This window comes from Nocardioides humilatus, assembly GCF_008373755.1.
GTDB lineage: Bacteria > Actinomycetota > Actinomycetes > Propionibacteriales > Nocardioidaceae > Nocardioides > Nocardioides humilatus.
Window position 1 is genome coordinate 1,069,560 of the sequence record NZ_VUJV01000001.1, and the last position, 14,553, is coordinate 1,084,112.

Sequence of the window (14,553 nt, forward strand, 5' to 3'; positions counted from 1 at the left end):
TCATGAGCGAGTTCAAGCCCCTGCGGTCGGTCCTCTACATGCCCAGCTCCAACGAGCGGGCGCTGGAGAAGGCGAAGACCATCGCCGCTGACGCGATCATCTTCGACCTCGAGGACGCCGTCGCCCCCGACGCCAAGCCGGCCGCCCGGGAGTCCGCCGCCGCCGCTGTGCAGTCCGGTGAATACGGCCGCCGCCACCTGATCATCCGCGTCAACGGCATCGGCACCGAGTGGCACGACGCCGACATCGTGGCGGCCGCTGCGGCCGGCCCCGACGTCGTACTCGTGCCGAAGGTCAACTCCGCCGCCGAGGTCCAGCAGCTCGTCGCCGCTCTGGAGGCCGCCGGCGCGCCCGAGAAGACCACGCTGTGGGCCATGGTCGAGACGCCGATCGGGATGCTCAATGCGCTGTCGATCGCGCAGGCCTCGCCGCGTCTGACCGGCTTCGTCATGGGCACCAACGACCTGGTCAAGGAGCTCTACGCCGAGCACGTGCCCGGCCGCCAGCCCGTCATCACCGGCCTCGGCCTCGCGCTGCTCGCGGCCCGCGCTGCCGGCATCGTGATCATCGACGGCGTCTACAACGACGTGAAGAACCTTGAGGGGTTCCTCGCCGAGGTCGAGCAGGGTCGCCAGATGGGCTTCGACGGCAAGACGCTCATCCACCCCGGTCAGGTCGAGGGCGCCAACGAGGGCTTCGCGCCGTCGGCCCAGGCCATCGAGGACGCCCGCGGCCTGATCCGGGCCTGGGAAGACGGCAAGGGCTCCGGCGTCGTCACCTACAACGGCAAGATGGTCGAGAACCTCCATGTCGAGTCGGCCGAGCGCACCCTCTCCATCGCTGAGGCGATCGCTGCGCTCTGATCCACAGCTGCAGGAATCCCCGGTTCACCGGGGATTCCTGCAGTTTTCGGGGGTTGCAACCCTCGATAACCGCCAGTTTCCCCGGTGCACCGGGGATTCCTGCACGTGCCCGGCCTACGGTGACCCCGTGAGCGATCTCCTCGTACGGCGCGCGCGGCTGGTGCCGCTGCTCGGCACCGCGCAGGCGGTCGACCCGGTCGACGTGCTCGTGCGCGACGGCGTCATCACCGATGTCGCACCGGTCGTCGAGCGCCCTCCGGGCATCGATGAGTACGACGCCGCAGGCCGATGGGTCCTCCCCGGACTGTGGGACACCCACGTCCACCTCGGGCAGTGGACGCTCGCTCGGCAACGCCTCGACACGAGCCGGGTCCACTCGGTCGAGGAAGCCGTCTCTCTCGTGGCCCACAAGGTCTCGGAGCGCCCGGGCACGCCCGTGATCGGCTGGGGCCACCGGCCCGGCACCTGGTCGCGCGAGCCGACGACCGCCGACCTCGACCTGGCGGCCGGCGTGACGCCGGTGGTCCTCGTCGCCGGCGACGCCCACCACGCGTGGCTCAACAGCGCCGCGCAGGGAGCCCTCGGGCTGCCGCTGCGCGACGGGATGGTCCGGGAGACGGAGTGGTTCGAGGCCTACGAGCGCCTCAACTCACTGACCGACACCGGCGACGACCCCGCGTCCTACCGGGAGACCCTGGCCGCGGCAGCCGCGCTCGGCGTCGTCGGCCTCGTCGACCTGGAGTTCACCGACACCCCCGACCTGTGGCGCGAGCGCTGGAAGGAGGGCGCGGACCTGCTCCGCGTCCGCACCGGCGTCTACGCCGAGCACCTCGACGAGGTCATCGCCGAGGGCCTCCGGACCGGCGACCCGCTTCTCGACGACCCCCGGCTCACGATGGGCCCGCTCAAGATCATCAGCGACGGATCGCTCAACACCGGGACGGCCTGGTGCCACCACCCCTACGCGACCGGAGCGCACCCCGAGCACCCCGCGGGCGCGCCCAACCTCGACCTCGACCAGCTGACCGACCTCCACCGCCGGGCGCACGCCCACGGCCTGGAAGTGGCCACGCACGCGATCGGCGACGCGGCGGTCGGTGCGGCGCTGACGGCGTACGAGCGCAGCGGAGCGCGCGGCTCGCTCGAGCACGTGCAGCTGATCGCCGAGGCCGACGTCGCACGGATGGCGACCCTCGGTCTTCGCGCCAGCGTGCAGCCGCACCACCTCGTCGACGACCGCGACCTCACCGAGCGGGTCTGGCCCGACCGCACCGACCGGTGCTTCGCCTTCCGCTGGCTGCTCGACGCAGGGGTGGCGGTGAGCCTGGGATCGGACGCCCCGGTCTCGCCGCTCGACCCGTGGCTGGCGATCGACGCGGCGGTCCGGCGTACGGGCGACGGCCGCGGTGCCTGGCACGGCGAGCAGGCGATGACGCGGCGAGAGGCGCTGGCAGCATCCGTCGGCGGCAACGCGATCAGCCCCCACCAGCCCGGTGATCTCGTGGTCCTCGACCACGATCCGCTCACCACCACCCGGCCCGACGTCGCACTCACGGTCGTCGCCGGTCGGGTCGCTCATCGGGCCTAGGAGTCCGGCTCCACCCCGAGCGCGATCGTCAACGCGAGCACGGTGTCGGGGTCCTCGAGCTTGTCGCCGTAGAGCTCGCGCAGCTGGGTCATGCGGTAGCGCACCGTCTGCGGGTGCACGAAGAGCGCGGCAGCGACGTCGTCGCGCCGGCCCTGGTGGAGCAGCCACGCCCGCAGGGTCTCGGCGAGCTTGGCGGCCGAGGCAGGGCGTAGGTCGGCCATCGGCGCCAGGGCCATGGCGCGGAGGTCGGCGAGCGCTTCCGGGTCGGCCGTGAGCACCAGCTCGGGGAGGTGTGCCTCGGTGTCGACCTCGAGTCCGCGCTCCTGGGCCCTCCGGGCCCGGTCGTACGACGACCGCACCTCCAGCCACGGACGGGCAGGCCCGACCAGGCAGTTGCGCCCCTCGACGCCGCGGAGCAGGGCGGCGCGGCGCCGCCCGTGCGCGTCGGGCACGAGCAGTAGCACCGCCGCGTCGAGCTCGGGGAGGTCGGCGGCCTGGAGGGTGCCCTGGTGGACGAGCTGCAGGACCGAACCGACCTGCGACTCGGGCACGATCACGGCGGTCAGGGTCGACGGGAGCGGCCACTCCGCGCGCTCGGCGGCGGACAGCACGGTCTTCTCCGGCGCGTCGGTCAGGAGGTGGCGCGCGATCCGGTCGAGCAGCCGCTGCCGCACCCGGCCGGCCGTCGCCGACTCGTCGCCGTGACCCGACACGCTCGCAGCCGACAGCTCGTCGATGTAGAAGAAGACCGCCTGGGCGAAGGCGCCCAGCGACGTGGCATCGACGTTGTTCTCGACGGCGGCCGCGGACAGGTGCTGCCACGAGACCCGGGCACCGATCCGGTAGGCCGACAGCAACGCCTCCGAGCTGCGCCCGCTCCGAGCCTCGCCACGTCCGAGCTGGTAGGCACCCTCGATCGCAGCGGCTGGGGTGCGCTGGGCGGCGCCGGCGCGGCCCTCGGAGACGATCGACAAGAAGCCGCCGAGCGCGACCCGCACGGCCGAGCGGATCGTCTCGCCCATCGGCCCGCTGAAGGCGTCGGTATAGCTGGGGACCTCGTCGATGATCACCCGCACCACGTCGTCGGCGACGCGCGGCAGGTTGGCCCGGATCGCGACGGCGACCTCAGGTGGGAGTTCGACGCCGGTCGGAGCGGGTCCGCCAGCCATCACTCCTCCTTTGTTCGCAAGGAATAAAAAGTGGCCTCAGATTCACCACCCACTGTCATGACCTTACCGCCGCGATGGGGAAGTCTTGATGTTGTGAGTTCCACGAGTCTTTCCGCCCCAGTGCTGGCCCGGAGTGCCCAGCGCGGCACTCTCAGCCGCCGCCTCCGCGCCCTGGCCGACGCGGCCCTGACCCCCCTGTCGGTCGACGAGGTTCTCGACGGCTTCCACCCGCTCCGGTCGGGCACCGACCTGAAGGGCAAGATCGTCGCCGTCGAGGCCGAGACCGCCGACGCCGCCACGATCGTCATCAAGCCCGGCCGCGACTGGACCGGCCACGCGCCGGGTCAGTACCTCCAGGTCGGCATCGACATCGACGGCGTCCGCCTGTGGCGCTGCTACTCGCTGACCCACGGCCCGCGCCGCGACGGTCACATCAGCATCACCGTGAAGGCGATCCCCGACGGCATCGTGTCGCAGCACCTGGTGCACAAGGCCCGCGCCGGCCAGCTCGTCCACCTGCAGCAGGCCGCCGGCGACTTCACGCTGCCGCTCCCGCTGCCCGAGAAGATCCTCATGGTCACCGCGGGCTCCGGCATCACGCCCGTCATCGGCATGCTGCGCAACCTCTTCTCCAAGGCGGTCGCGCCCACCACCGCGATCACCCTGCTCCACGTCAACCAGACCGAGCCCGACTCGATCTTCAAGGACGAGCTGCGCGCGCTGGCGGCTGCCGGCCACATCACGCTCGTCGAGCACTTCGACGACCGCGACGGCCTGCTCGACCTGGCCCGGCTCGAGTCCCTCGTGCCCGACATCGGCACGCGGGCGGCGTTCGCCTGTGGCCCCAGCGGCCTCCTCGACGCCCTCGAGCAGTGGTACGACGAGCGCGGTCTGTCGCTCGACACCGAGCGTTTCCGCACTGCGCTGGTCGCTGATGCCGGCGTTGGCGGCACCGTCGCGTTCGCCAACGGCACCGTCATCGACGCCGACGGCGCCACCCCGATCCTCGACGCCGCCGAAGCCGCGGGCGTCCTCATGCCGAGCGGGTGCCGCATGGGCATCTGCATGGGCTGCGTGCTGCCGATGAAGGAGGGCGCCGTGCGCGACCTCCGCAACGGCGAGATCACCGTCGTCGTCCCGGGCGAGGCCCCGGGCGGCGTGAAGATCCAGACCTGCATCAGCGCAGCCGCCGGCGACTGCCACCTCGACCACTGACCCCTCCGCCCCCCATCAGGAGAATCCCCATGACCGCCGTTACGAAGAAGCCCGTCAACCCGATCGCCCACCTGTCCCCCGAGGACATCGAGGAGATCGGCACCCGGCTCGACGCCATCCGCCAGGAGGTCCTCGACAGCCGCGGCGAGCGCGACGCGGCCTACATCCGCCGCGTGATCAAGACCCAGCGCTACCTCGAGCTCGGCAGCCGCGCCGTACTGCTCGGCAGCATCTTCCCGCCGGCCTTCATCGCCGGCACCGTCGGCCTGTCGGCCGCGAAGATCCTCGACAACATGGAGGTCGGCCACAACATCCTCCACGGTCAGTGGGACTGGATGCGCGACCCGAAGATCCACTCCTCGACCTGGGAGTGGGACAACGTGACGCCGTCGGACCAGTGGAAGCACAGCCACAACGAGCTGCACCACACCTACACCAACGTCATCGGCAAGGACAACGACCTCGGCTACGGCATCATGCGGGTCGACGAGGACCAGCCGTGGCACCCGTTCTTCATGTTCCAGCCGGTCTGGAACTTCATCAACGCCTGCTTCTTCGAGTACGGCATCGCGGCCTATGACCTCGAGCTCGGCAAGAACCTGAAGACCCCCAAGGAGAAGCGGTCGGAGGAGTTCAAGGCCAACTCCAAGGCTGTCCTGGCCAAGATCCGCAAGCAGGCGACCAAGGACTACGTCGTCCACCCGCTCCTGTCGCTGCCGACCGGCTCGTTCCTCCCGACCCTGGCCGCCAACTTCACCGCCAACATCGTGCGCAACCTCTGGACGCACTCGGTCATCATGTGCGGCCACTTCCCCGAGGGCGTCGAGACCTTCGAGAAGAAGTCGATCGAGGGCGAGACGCGCGGCGAGTGGTACCTCCGCCAGATGCTCGGCTCGGCCAACATCTCCGGCTCGAAGGCCCTGCACATCATGAGCGGCAACCTGTCGCACCAGATCGAGCACCACCTCTTCCCCGACCTCCCGAGCAACCGCTACGCCGAGGTCGCGCCGAAGGTGCGCGCGATCTTCGACGAGTACGGCCTCAACTACCACACCGCTCCGATGCCGAAGCAGGTCGCGAGCGCGTGGCACCGGTTCGTGCGCCTGTCCTTCCCCAACGGCTGGCTGGCCACGACCAACACCAAGAACCTGCCGCAGCAGCTGGTCGCGCTCTACAAGATCTCGACCGCCGACAAGCGCAGCCGTCGCGTGATGCTGAAGCTCCTGGAGCGCAAGGCCAAGCAGGAGTACGTCCCCGCCGCCTGAGGCCCGTGGGCGTGATCGTCTAGGGTCTCGGCCCATGGCGTCCCTGCTCCGAGCGATGCCCCTCGTCGCGCTCCTGCTGGTCACAGCGGGGTGCGAAGAGGCCGGCGACCCGACCGACGACGAGTCAGGCGGGACGCTGCAGCGCGAGGCCGTGATCCACCGCAACGCGCGGGTCGTGTGGTCCGCCGAGATCGACCCGTCGTCCGCCGTCACCAGTGCGGTGGTCGCGGGCGACTGGGTGCTCGTGGCGACCACGAACACCGCGACCGATGCCGGTGCGGTGATCGGCTTCGACGACACCGGCCGGCAGTGGTGGGACACCGAGACCGGGAGCGGCGATCCTGGCCTGACCGTGCTCGCCGACGGACTCGTCCGCGAGTGCGCGGGAAGCAACGAGGGCGACGTCCTCGACCGCACGACCGGCGACGTGATCCGGACCGGAGCGGAGTGCCCGGAGGCACCGGCCGACGATGTCTACGCCGTCGAGGAGTCCGAGCTCGTCGTCTACGACGACATCGAGCACAGCCACGAGAAGTTCCGGATCGCGCTCCGCGACCACGACGCCGTTGCGTTCGCGGTCGAGGGCGGCGTGGTCACCTTCAGCGCAGACGCCCAGCAGGTCCGCTCCTACCGCTGATCTTCCGGTCTAAGTTACCAGCCGGTAGTATTGACGCCATGAGCAACGTGACCTGCAGGATCGACAACGGCGTCGCCCACGTGCGGCTCGACCGCACCGACAAGCTCAACGCGCTGACCCTGCCGATCCTCCAGGACCTGGCGATCACCGCGCACGCGCTGCGCAAGGACAAGGACCTGCGCGCGGTGATCATCGCGGGCGAGGGCGATGCCTTCTGCGCCGGACTCGACTTCGCGAGCGTCATGAAGAACCCCGCCGGCATCGCCAAGGCCTTCGTGCCGCTGCCGTGGCGCGGCACCAACCTCTTCCAGGAGGCGTGCTGGGCGTGGCGCCGGGTGCCGGTCCCGGTGATCGCCGCCGTCCACGGCCACTGCCTCGGCGGCGGTCTCCAGATCGCCCTGGCCGCCGACTTCCGGATCGCCACCCCCGACTCGCGATGGTCGGTCCTCGAGGGCAAGTGGGGCCTGATCCCCGACATGTCCGGCGTCCGCAGCCTGTCCGAGGTCGTCGGCATCGACCAGGCCAAGCTGCTCACGATGACCGCCGAGGTCTTCGACGGCAGTCGCGCCCAGGAGCTCGGCCTGGTCACCCAGCTCGCCAACGACCCGCTCGCCGATGCTGAGCGTCTGGCCGCCGAGCTCTCGACGAAGTCGCCGGATGCCCTGGCTGCCGCGAAGCGCCTCTTCAACGACACCTGGCAGGCCTCGCCCCGCCGTACCTTCGCGCGCGAGCGCATCGAGCAGGCCTACCTGCTCGCCGCCCGCAACACCAAGGCCGCCCGCGAGGCCGCCTTCACGAAGTCCGAGCCCGCCTACGGTCCTCGGGGTCGCTGACGCTCCCCGTCGTACCTGACGTACGTGTCCTGATTTCTCGAATTCACGACATGTAGGTCAGGTACGACGCCAACCGATCGGCCGCATCGAGCGTCCTACAGGTGTCCCGAAGAAGGAGGACACCATGAAGCTCTCCGTTGGCACCTCGCGCACCGTGCGCGCCCTCGCGCTCGCCCTCGCGGTGAGCATCGCCCCCGCCGCACCCGCGGCCCACGCGGCCGCACCGTCCTCGGACTGCGCGACGCAGTGGGGCTCGCAGGTGAAGCACAGCGGCACTCACTCGACCCGGCAGGTCACCGACGTCCGGTCGGGCCGGCACACGTGCTTCGACCGGCTGGTCGTCGACATCGGCGGCCACGGCCGAGGCAGGCCGGGCTGGTGGGTCGGCTACGTCCCCCGGGTCGTCATGGACGGCTCCGGCCACCGCGTCCCGCTCCGGGGCGACGCCCGGATCCAGGTCGTGATCAACGCGCCGGCGTACGGACGGCACGGTGCGGTCACCTACGACCCGGCCGACCCGCGCGAGCTCGTCGACGTCGGCACCTACGACACCTTCCGCCAGGTCGCGTGGGCCGGGACGTTCGAGGGCCAGACGACCCTCGGGCTCGGCGTGCGCGCACGGCTCCCCCTGCGCGTCTTCGTCCTGGACGACCCGAGCGGGCGGCGACTGGTCATCGACGTCGCCCACAGCTGGAGCTAGCGCACCCTAGGGGTAGCGCAGCCCCACCGTCTCCTCGCTGATCTCCCAGAGCTTGCGAGCGGCGTCCTCGTCGCGAGCCAGCTTGGTGCGCCCGACGATCCGGGGCGTGCCGGTCATCTGCTGCAGGCCGCTGGGCCCGACGTAGGTGTTGCCCGGCAGGTCGTCGGTCGCGGCCATCAGGCTGGGCCACGCACCGGCGGCCGGCGACTGCGAGATGCCCCGGACGGTGCCGTTGAGGATGCTCGCGAGCCCGCCGGACGAACGTCCGGTCTGCCCGTTGGCCACCAGATGGGTGCCGGCGAAGCCGGGATGCGCGGCGACCGCGACGACCGGCTTCTTCGCGGCCCGTAGACGGCGGTCGAGCTCGGCAGTGAAGAGCAGGTTGGCGAGCTTGCTCTGGCTGTAGACCCGCCAGCGCGCGTAGCGGCCCTTCTTGGTCTTCGGGTCCGCGAGCGGAGCCTTGCGGGCGAACTGGTGCATGTTGGACGACACGCTCACCACGCGTCCCTCACCGCTCGCGGCCAGCTGCGGCAGCAGCAGTCCGGTCAGCAGGAAGGGGCCGAAGTGGTTGGTGGCCATCTGGAGCTCGAGGCCGTCCTCCGTCCGGGAGTACGACGTCCCCATCACCCCTGCGTTGTTGACGAGCACGTCGATCGGCCCGAACACAGCGGCAGCGGCGGCCGCCTCGCGCACGGAGTCGAGGCTGGCCAGGTCGAGCTGCAGGGTCTCGAGCTGGGCACCCGGGACCTCGGCACGGATCGCGGACACGGTGTCGTCGACCTTGCTCAGCGTGCGGCCGGCGAGCACCACGTAGGCGCCCTTGCGGGCCAGCTCGAGCGCGGTGTGGTGGCCGAGGCCGCCCAGAGTCGGGCCGGTGACGACGACGGTCCGCCCGCTCAGGTCGGGGATGTCGGCAACGGTCCAGGCCGGAGCTTGCTTGGTGTCGCTCACGGCGTGCTCCCCATCTTCGCGATGATCTGCTGGCCCAGCTCGATGTCACCCTCGATGACGACGGCGCCGGGCGCCGCGGCACGGCGACCACCGGCCAGGACGATGAACGACTCGCGGTCCATCGTCAACGACACCGTCGGCTCGGCGGGCACCTCAGCCAGCCGCTGACCGCGTCCGTTCTCGTCGATCTCGACGGCGACCTCCTCGCTGCCCTCGACCGCGAGCACCGCGGTGGTGCCGACGGGCGGCTTCACCTTCTTGCCGACCACGAAGCCGAAGGCGGCCGAGAGGTAGTCGGCCGTGTGCTGCGCGCCGGCGGTGTCCATGCCGCCCGGCTGACCGACGGCGCGGCGGACGTCCTGCTCGTGCATCCACACGTCGAGCGGACGGTTCCTGAGGAGCGTGTTCTGGTCCCAGCCCACCAGGCCGAAGACGCTCGGCGCCGGGGCCGAGCCGTCGCTCGGAGGGTCGGCGAGCAGCGCGTCGTGGCGGGCCGCCGTACGCTCACGGATCTCCTCCACGATCGAGGCCGGCGTCCGGTCGCGACGGGTGACCACGCCGATCTCGGTGAACTGGCCCATCGGACCGTTCACGTGCGGCGGTTCGCCGATGTCGGCCTGCTCGTCGGGGCCGCCGCCCAAGATGCTCTCCAGGTGCGCGGTGTGGGCCGCGATCGCCTTGACGTCCCAGCCGGGAAGGTCGGTGGGCAGCGCCCAGGCATCCTCGGGCAGCGAGTCCAGCAGAGCGGTGAAGTCACCGATCGCCTGCCACCAGGTGTCGATGTAGCCCGCCAAGCGCTCCGCGTCACTCATGTCCGGGATGCTAGCGACAACCTCACCCGCGGGAGCCCGGGGTGCGCTGGGATGGTCCGGCCGCGTTGCCCGGTCCGTTGTAGGCACCCGAGGCGACATAGGCGGACAGACTCGACACGACGAAGTTGTGCGCACCGTTCGGCCCGCTCGCGACCTCGGTGTAGAGCTCCAAGCAGTACTTCGTCCCCGGCGTCGGCCTGACGAGGATCGGCGAGGAGAAGTCCGCCTCGACGTCACCCACGCCGCCGACCACCCAGGCGCGCAGCTGGGTATAGGCCGTGGTGTTGGACGTCGTGCACGTCGTCTCCGCGACGGGGACCGTCGCACGGTAGAGATAGACGCGGTACGACGTGCTGTCACCAGCGAAGCCCGCGATCATCCCGTGGGTGATCGAAACGCTCGTCACCGCGAGCTGGGCATTCGTCGCACCCGTCAGGAAGTCCGCCGTGTTGCTCGGTTGCGAGTGGCTGATGCTGTAGTTCAGCTTGCTGGTCGCGTTGGCGGTGTTCAGTCGGCCGTCCCGGTCGACGTGCGCATACTGGCCGGCGACGTCCGGGTCCTCGATGCTGGTCGAGCTCGTGACCGCGACCGCCGTACCTCCGGCCGCGAGCACCACGGCCAGTGCGCTGAGAGCAAGGGCAAGCTTGCCGCTGATTCCCTGATCCTTCATCGCTGCACTCCGATTCCGGGCCAGGCGGGGCGTCCGGCCCTTCTCGCACTGTGACAAGGCCCGAACCCGAGCGCAACCGCCAGCCGGATGAGTTCCGGCAGCGCCTCAACGGGCCAGGTAGCCCACGATGCTCGGGACGTCGTCGACGAAGCGCAGCCGCGCGCCGTAGAGCACCCGGTGTGCCCGTCGACCCGGCGGACCGGCGACGAAGGGCGGGTCGGGCGGGGTCAGGTTGCGATCGAGGACCCAGCCGTGGAAGTAGAGCAGCGGCCGGTCCGGTGCGTCGCGGGCGACCAGCACGTCCGCACCACCCGGGCCGCACAGTCCGCCGGTCGTCGACCGGGACAACAGGACGCGGCGCGGCCGCAGCGGCCAGACCGTCAGGTCGGTCGAACGGCGCCAGACTGTGCGATAGCTGCACTTCGACCAGAGGTCCTCGGCCGTGAACAGGTGGTAGTAGTCGCCCCGGCGCAGCACGACCGGGTTCTCCATCACCCAGTCCGCGCGCACGAGCTCGGTGCTGACCGCGCCCTCCGCCGGACCGAGCCCACGCGGCGCCAGTGGCAGGAGCCGGATCGAGGAGGGCCGACCGTCGGTCTTGTAGAGGAGGTACGGCGCCTCGTCGTCGTCGACGAACACCGACGGGTCGAGCAGCCCGCGCCGCGGCAGCCCACCCTTGGCGGGCACCTGGTCGTAGGCCGGCGGCGTGTCCGCACGCGGGAAGCAGACCAGCGGGCGGGCATCGATCGGCCGGAACGTGTCGTACGCCGTCGGAGCGGTCGCCATGCCGATGCACCGCCCGGTCGGTCCGAGTCCGCGGACCGGAGCCGAGTAGTAGAGCACCCACTGGTCGCCGAACCGCGCGAGATCGGGCGCCCAGACGTCGCCGCGCGGAGCGGCCCACCTCGGTAGCCGCGCCAGCGCCGGGTCGATCCATCGCCAGCCCTCGCCCGGGTCCCACCGGGCCCGACGCACGAGCGGGCCGGTCGCCACCATCACGCGGCCGTTGAGCGTCTCGACCACGCTCGGGTCACCGGTCCGGTCGCTGGTCAGGATCGGCTCGGGATAGGTGGGCGCAGCAGCGACGGCCGGGACGGTCACCGTGGCCGCGAGCAGGGCAGCCCCGACGAGGAGGCGGAAGCGGCGCGGCACGCCGCGGACTCTAGATCAGGAGAGGGCGAGCGACAGGGCGATCGCCAACATGGTGAGGCCGATGAGGACGTCGAGCACCTGCCAGGCCCGCGCGGTCGACAGCAGGCGCTGGCCGAAGCCGGCGCCGTAGCCGAGGCCGGTGAACCACAGGATGCTCGCCGCTGCGGCACCCGCGGCGAACCACCAACGACCAGAGTCGCCGTGCTGGTTGGCGATCGACCCGACGAGCAGCACGGTGTCGAGGTAGACGTGCGGGTTGAGGTAGGTGAGCGCGAGAGCGCGCCCGACGGCCGTCCGCCGCGAGCCGACCCCGGCTCGGGCAGCCTCCAGCGTCTCGGGCTTGCGAGCGCGGTGGAGCGAGAGGACGCCGTACGTCGCGAGGAAGGCGACGCCCAGCCACCGCACCACGTCGAGCACCCACCCCGCGTGCTCGACGATCGCGCCGATGCCGCTGACGCCCGCAAGGATGAGTACGGCGTCGGAGACTGCGCAGACGAGGACCACCGGTCCGACGTACTGCCGGGCCAGGCCTTGGCGCAGCACGAACGCGTTCTGCGCGCCGATCGCGACGATCAGCGACAGACCCGTGAGCAGGCCGGCGCCGGCAGCGGTGAGCACGGGCTGACCTTACGGGCCCAAAAATGCGTCGTACCTGACGTACGAGTCGAAGATTCGGAGAATCCCGACCTGTACGTCAGGTACGACGGTGGATCAGATCAGAACGCCGACTCGTCGAGGTCCATGACCGACAGGTCGGTCGCCTGGGCGATCGCGACCTCGGCGGAGATCTTCGGCAGCACCTCGGCGGCGAAGAACTGCGCGGCGACGATCTTGCCCTCGTAGAAGGCCTTGTCGGAGCCAGCGTCGCCGGCCAGGGCGGTCAGGGCCACCTCGGCACCGCGGAGCAGCAGCCACGAGACGACCACGTCACCGAGCGTCATCAGCAGACGCGAGGTGTTGAGGCCGACCTTGTAGATGTTGCGCAGGTCGCCACCGGAGTTGACGTCGGCGCTCATCAGGTCGTTGACCATCTGACCGACGAGGGTGTTGGCGTCCTCGAGGGCCTTGGCGAGCAGCGCGCGCTCGTTCTTGAGCTGCGGGTTGGCCGACTCGTCCTCGACGAACGACTTGATCTCGCCCGCGATGGTGCCGAGCGCCGCGCCGCCGTCCTTGACGATCTTGCGGAAGAAGAAGTCCATGCCCTGGATCGCCGTCGTGCCCTCGTAGAGGGTGTCGATCTTGGCGTCACGGACGTACTGCTCGATCGGGTACTCCTGGAGGAAGCCCGAACCACCGAGGGTCTGCAGCGATTCGGTGCCCAGCAGGGTCCACGAGCGCTCCGAGCCGTAGCCCTTGACGATCGGGAGCAGCAGGTCGTTGAGCGCCAGCGCGGCCTTGTACTCGTCGCTGCCCTTCTCGGCCACCTGCACGCGGTCCTGGGTGGCCGCGGTGTAGAGGACCAGCGAGCGCATGCCCTCGGCGTAGGCCTTCTGGGTCATGAGCGAGCGGCGCACGTCAGGGTGGTGCGTGATGGTGACCTTCGGGGCGGTCTTGTCGGCCGCCTGGGTGAGGTCGGGGCCCTGGACGCGCTCCTTGGCGTACTCCAGCGCGTTGAGGTAACCCGTCGACAGCGTCGAGATGGCCTTGGTGCCGACCATCATGCGGGCGTTCTCGATGACGTCGAACATCTGGGCGATGCCGTCGTGCACCTCGCCGAGCAGCCAGCCCTGGGCCGGCTCGCCGCCGCCGATCTGCGGGTCGCCGAAGGTGACCTCACACGTGTTGGACACCTTGATGCCCATCTTGTGCTCGACGTTGGTGACGTAGGCACCGTTGCGCGCACCGGTGAGCTCACCGGTCTCGTGGTCGAAGTGGTACTTCGGCACGAGGAAGAGCGAGAGGCCCTTGGTGCCGGGGCCACCGACGCCCTCGACGCCACGGGGGCGCGCGAGGACCAGGTGCATGATGTTCTCCTGCAGGTCCGACTCAGCGCTGGTGATGAAGCGCTTGACGCCGGCGATGTTCCAGGAGCCGTCCTCGTTGGGGGTGGCGTACGACGTCCCGGCACCCACGTCCGAACCCGCGTCGGGCTCGGTGAGCACCATCGTGGCGCCCCACTGACGCTCGACCATGATCTCGGCGATGCGCTTGTCGCGGTCGGTGCCGTTGTCGTAGACGACCTTGCCGAAGAACGGGCCGGCGCCGTACATCCAGATCGGGGTGTTGGCGCCCAGGATCAGCTCAGCGGTCGCCCACACGAGCGACGACGGCGCCTCGGTGCCGCCGATCTCGGCGGGGAGGCCCAGGCTCCAGAAGCCCGACTCCATCCAGGTGTCGTAGCTCTTCTTGAAGGAAGCGGGCACCGGCGCGGTGTTGGTCTTGGGGTCGAAGACCGGCGGGGTGCGGTCGCCGTCCTCGAACGAAGCGGCGAGGTCCTCGCGGCTGATGCGGTCGACCTCGGCCAGGATCTCCTTGGCCGTGTCGACGTCCATCTCCTCGAACTTGCCGGCACCCAGGACCTCCTGGCGCCCGAGCAGCTCGAACAAGTTGAAGTGGATGTCGCGCAGGTTGCTCTTGTAGTGGCTCACAGTCCCACCAATCTTCGCTGATAACAGGGATGGGCTTTCGAACCTACTGATCAGTTCTACTCGCCAGTAACATAATGATACGAGGGGTGCTTGCAGCAAGCAAGCACGGA

The 14,553-nt window shown here is 70.2% G+C and carries 14 protein-coding genes; 7 read left to right on the forward strand and 7 right to left on the reverse strand.

Translation table 11 applies throughout. From position 1 onward, the window contains the following. Window positions 1-2 precede the first annotated feature (2 nt). The gene (locus tag F0U44_RS04975; protein ID WP_149727092.1) at window positions 3-863 is read left to right on the forward strand and encodes an HpcH/HpaI aldolase/citrate lyase family protein; all 861 of its coding nucleotides are present in this window, start codon (window positions 3-5) and stop codon (window positions 861-863) included. Window positions 864-990: 127 nt separating this feature from the next. Further along, on the forward strand, window positions 991-2,451 hold the full coding sequence (locus F0U44_RS04980; protein WP_149727093.1) for an amidohydrolase: 1,461 nt from the start codon (window positions 991-993) through the stop codon (window positions 2,449-2,451). Here the strand turns inward: F0U44_RS04980 and F0U44_RS04985 are convergent. After that, entirely contained in the window at window positions 2,448-3,620 is a 1,173-nt protein-coding gene (locus tag F0U44_RS04985) for a PucR family transcriptional regulator (RefSeq protein ID WP_149727094.1), read from the reverse strand. The two genes, F0U44_RS04980 and F0U44_RS04985, sit on opposite strands and share 4 nt — an antisense overlap. A 93-nt stretch (window positions 3,621-3,713) precedes the next feature. Between F0U44_RS04985 and F0U44_RS04990 the strand changes: the two genes are divergently transcribed. From F0U44_RS04990 to F0U44_RS05010, 5 genes are all read left to right on the forward strand, one after another. Continuing rightward, a complete protein-coding gene (locus tag F0U44_RS04990) occupies window positions 3,714-4,835 on the forward strand; it encodes a ferredoxin reductase (protein WP_246160306.1) in 1,122 nt (373 codons plus the stop codon). 29 nt (window positions 4,836-4,864) lie between these two features. Next, entirely contained in the window at window positions 4,865-6,100 is a 1,236-nt protein-coding gene (locus F0U44_RS04995; protein WP_149727096.1) for a fatty acid desaturase family protein, read from the forward strand. 34 nt (window positions 6,101-6,134) lie between these two features. Next, a complete protein-coding gene (locus F0U44_RS05000) occupies window positions 6,135-6,737 on the forward strand; it encodes a hypothetical protein (protein ID WP_149727097.1) in 603 nt (200 codons plus the stop codon). A gap of 38 nt (window positions 6,738-6,775) precedes the next feature. Then, window positions 6,776-7,570 (forward strand): crotonase/enoyl-CoA hydratase family protein, encoded by a 795-nt coding sequence (locus F0U44_RS05005; protein WP_149727098.1) that lies wholly within the window; start codon window positions 6,776-6,778, stop codon window positions 7,568-7,570. Window positions 7,571-7,694: 124 nt separating this feature from the next. Then, window positions 7,695-8,270, forward strand: coding sequence for an AMIN-like domain-containing (lipo)protein (locus tag F0U44_RS05010; RefSeq protein WP_149727099.1), 576 nt, complete (start codon window positions 7,695-7,697; stop codon window positions 8,268-8,270). Window positions 8,271-8,276: 6 nt separating this feature from the next. On the opposite strand, the gene F0U44_RS05015 is transcribed toward F0U44_RS05010, so the two are convergent. The 6 genes from F0U44_RS05015 to F0U44_RS05040 all read right to left on the reverse strand — a co-directional run bounded on the left by F0U44_RS05015 (window position 8,277) and on the right by F0U44_RS05040 (window position 14,443). Beyond that, on the reverse strand, window positions 8,277-9,221 hold the full coding sequence (locus F0U44_RS05015) for an oxidoreductase (protein WP_149727100.1): 945 nt from the start codon (window positions 9,219-9,221) through the stop codon (window positions 8,277-8,279). After that, window positions 9,218-10,033 carry a maleylpyruvate isomerase family mycothiol-dependent enzyme gene (locus F0U44_RS05020; RefSeq protein ID WP_149727101.1) on the reverse strand — a complete coding sequence of 272 codons (816 nt, stop codon included), beginning with the start codon at window positions 10,031-10,033 and terminating at the stop codon, window positions 9,218-9,220. Before F0U44_RS05020 ends, F0U44_RS05015 begins: the two co-directional genes overlap by 4 nt. Window positions 10,034-10,055: 22 nt before the next feature. Then, the gene (locus F0U44_RS05025) at window positions 10,056-10,703 is read right to left on the reverse strand and encodes a hypothetical protein (protein WP_149727102.1); all 648 of its coding nucleotides are present in this window, start codon (window positions 10,701-10,703) and stop codon (window positions 10,056-10,058) included. Between the two features lie 105 nt (window positions 10,704-10,808). Then, window positions 10,809-11,855, reverse strand: coding sequence for a family 43 glycosylhydrolase (locus F0U44_RS05030; RefSeq protein WP_149727103.1), 1,047 nt, complete (start codon window positions 11,853-11,855; stop codon window positions 10,809-10,811). A 15-nt stretch (window positions 11,856-11,870) separates the two neighbouring features. Further along, window positions 11,871-12,473 carry a LysE/ArgO family amino acid transporter gene (locus F0U44_RS05035; protein ID WP_149727104.1) on the reverse strand — a complete coding sequence of 201 codons (603 nt, stop codon included), beginning with the start codon at window positions 12,471-12,473 and terminating at the stop codon, window positions 11,871-11,873. A gap of 98 nt (window positions 12,474-12,571) precedes the next feature. Beyond that, window positions 12,572-14,443 carry an acyl-CoA dehydrogenase gene (locus F0U44_RS05040; RefSeq protein ID WP_149727105.1) on the reverse strand — a complete coding sequence of 624 codons (1,872 nt, stop codon included), beginning with the start codon at window positions 14,441-14,443 and terminating at the stop codon, window positions 12,572-12,574. Window positions 14,444-14,553: the final 110 nt, after the last annotated feature.

Bases quoted from the DNA above. Each gene is read 5' to 3' on its own strand.
- F0U44_RS05000 (WP_149727097.1), top strand. From the start codon at position 6,135: ATGGCGTCCCTGCTCCGAGCGATGCCCCTCGTCGCGCTCCTGCTGGTC.
- F0U44_RS04995 (WP_149727096.1), top strand. From the start codon at position 4,865: ATGACCGCCGTTACGAAGAAGCCCGTCAACCCGATCGCCCACCTGTCC.
- F0U44_RS05020 (WP_149727101.1), bottom strand. From the start codon at position 10,033: ATGAGTGACGCGGAGCGCTTGGCGGGCTACATCGACACCTGGTGGCAG.
- F0U44_RS04975 (WP_149727092.1), top strand. From the start codon at position 3: ATGAGCGAGTTCAAGCCCCTGCGGTCGGTCCTCTACATGCCCAGCTCC.
- F0U44_RS04985 (WP_149727094.1), bottom strand. From the start codon at position 3,620: ATGGCTGGCGGACCCGCTCCGACCGGCGTCGAACTCCCACCTGAGGTC.
- F0U44_RS05005 (WP_149727098.1), top strand. From the start codon at position 6,776: ATGAGCAACGTGACCTGCAGGATCGACAACGGCGTCGCCCACGTGCGG.
- F0U44_RS05025 (WP_149727102.1), bottom strand. From the start codon at position 10,703: ATGAAGGATCAGGGAATCAGCGGCAAGCTTGCCCTTGCTCTCAGCGCA.
- F0U44_RS05010 (WP_149727099.1), top strand. From the start codon at position 7,695: ATGAAGCTCTCCGTTGGCACCTCGCGCACCGTGCGCGCCCTCGCGCTC.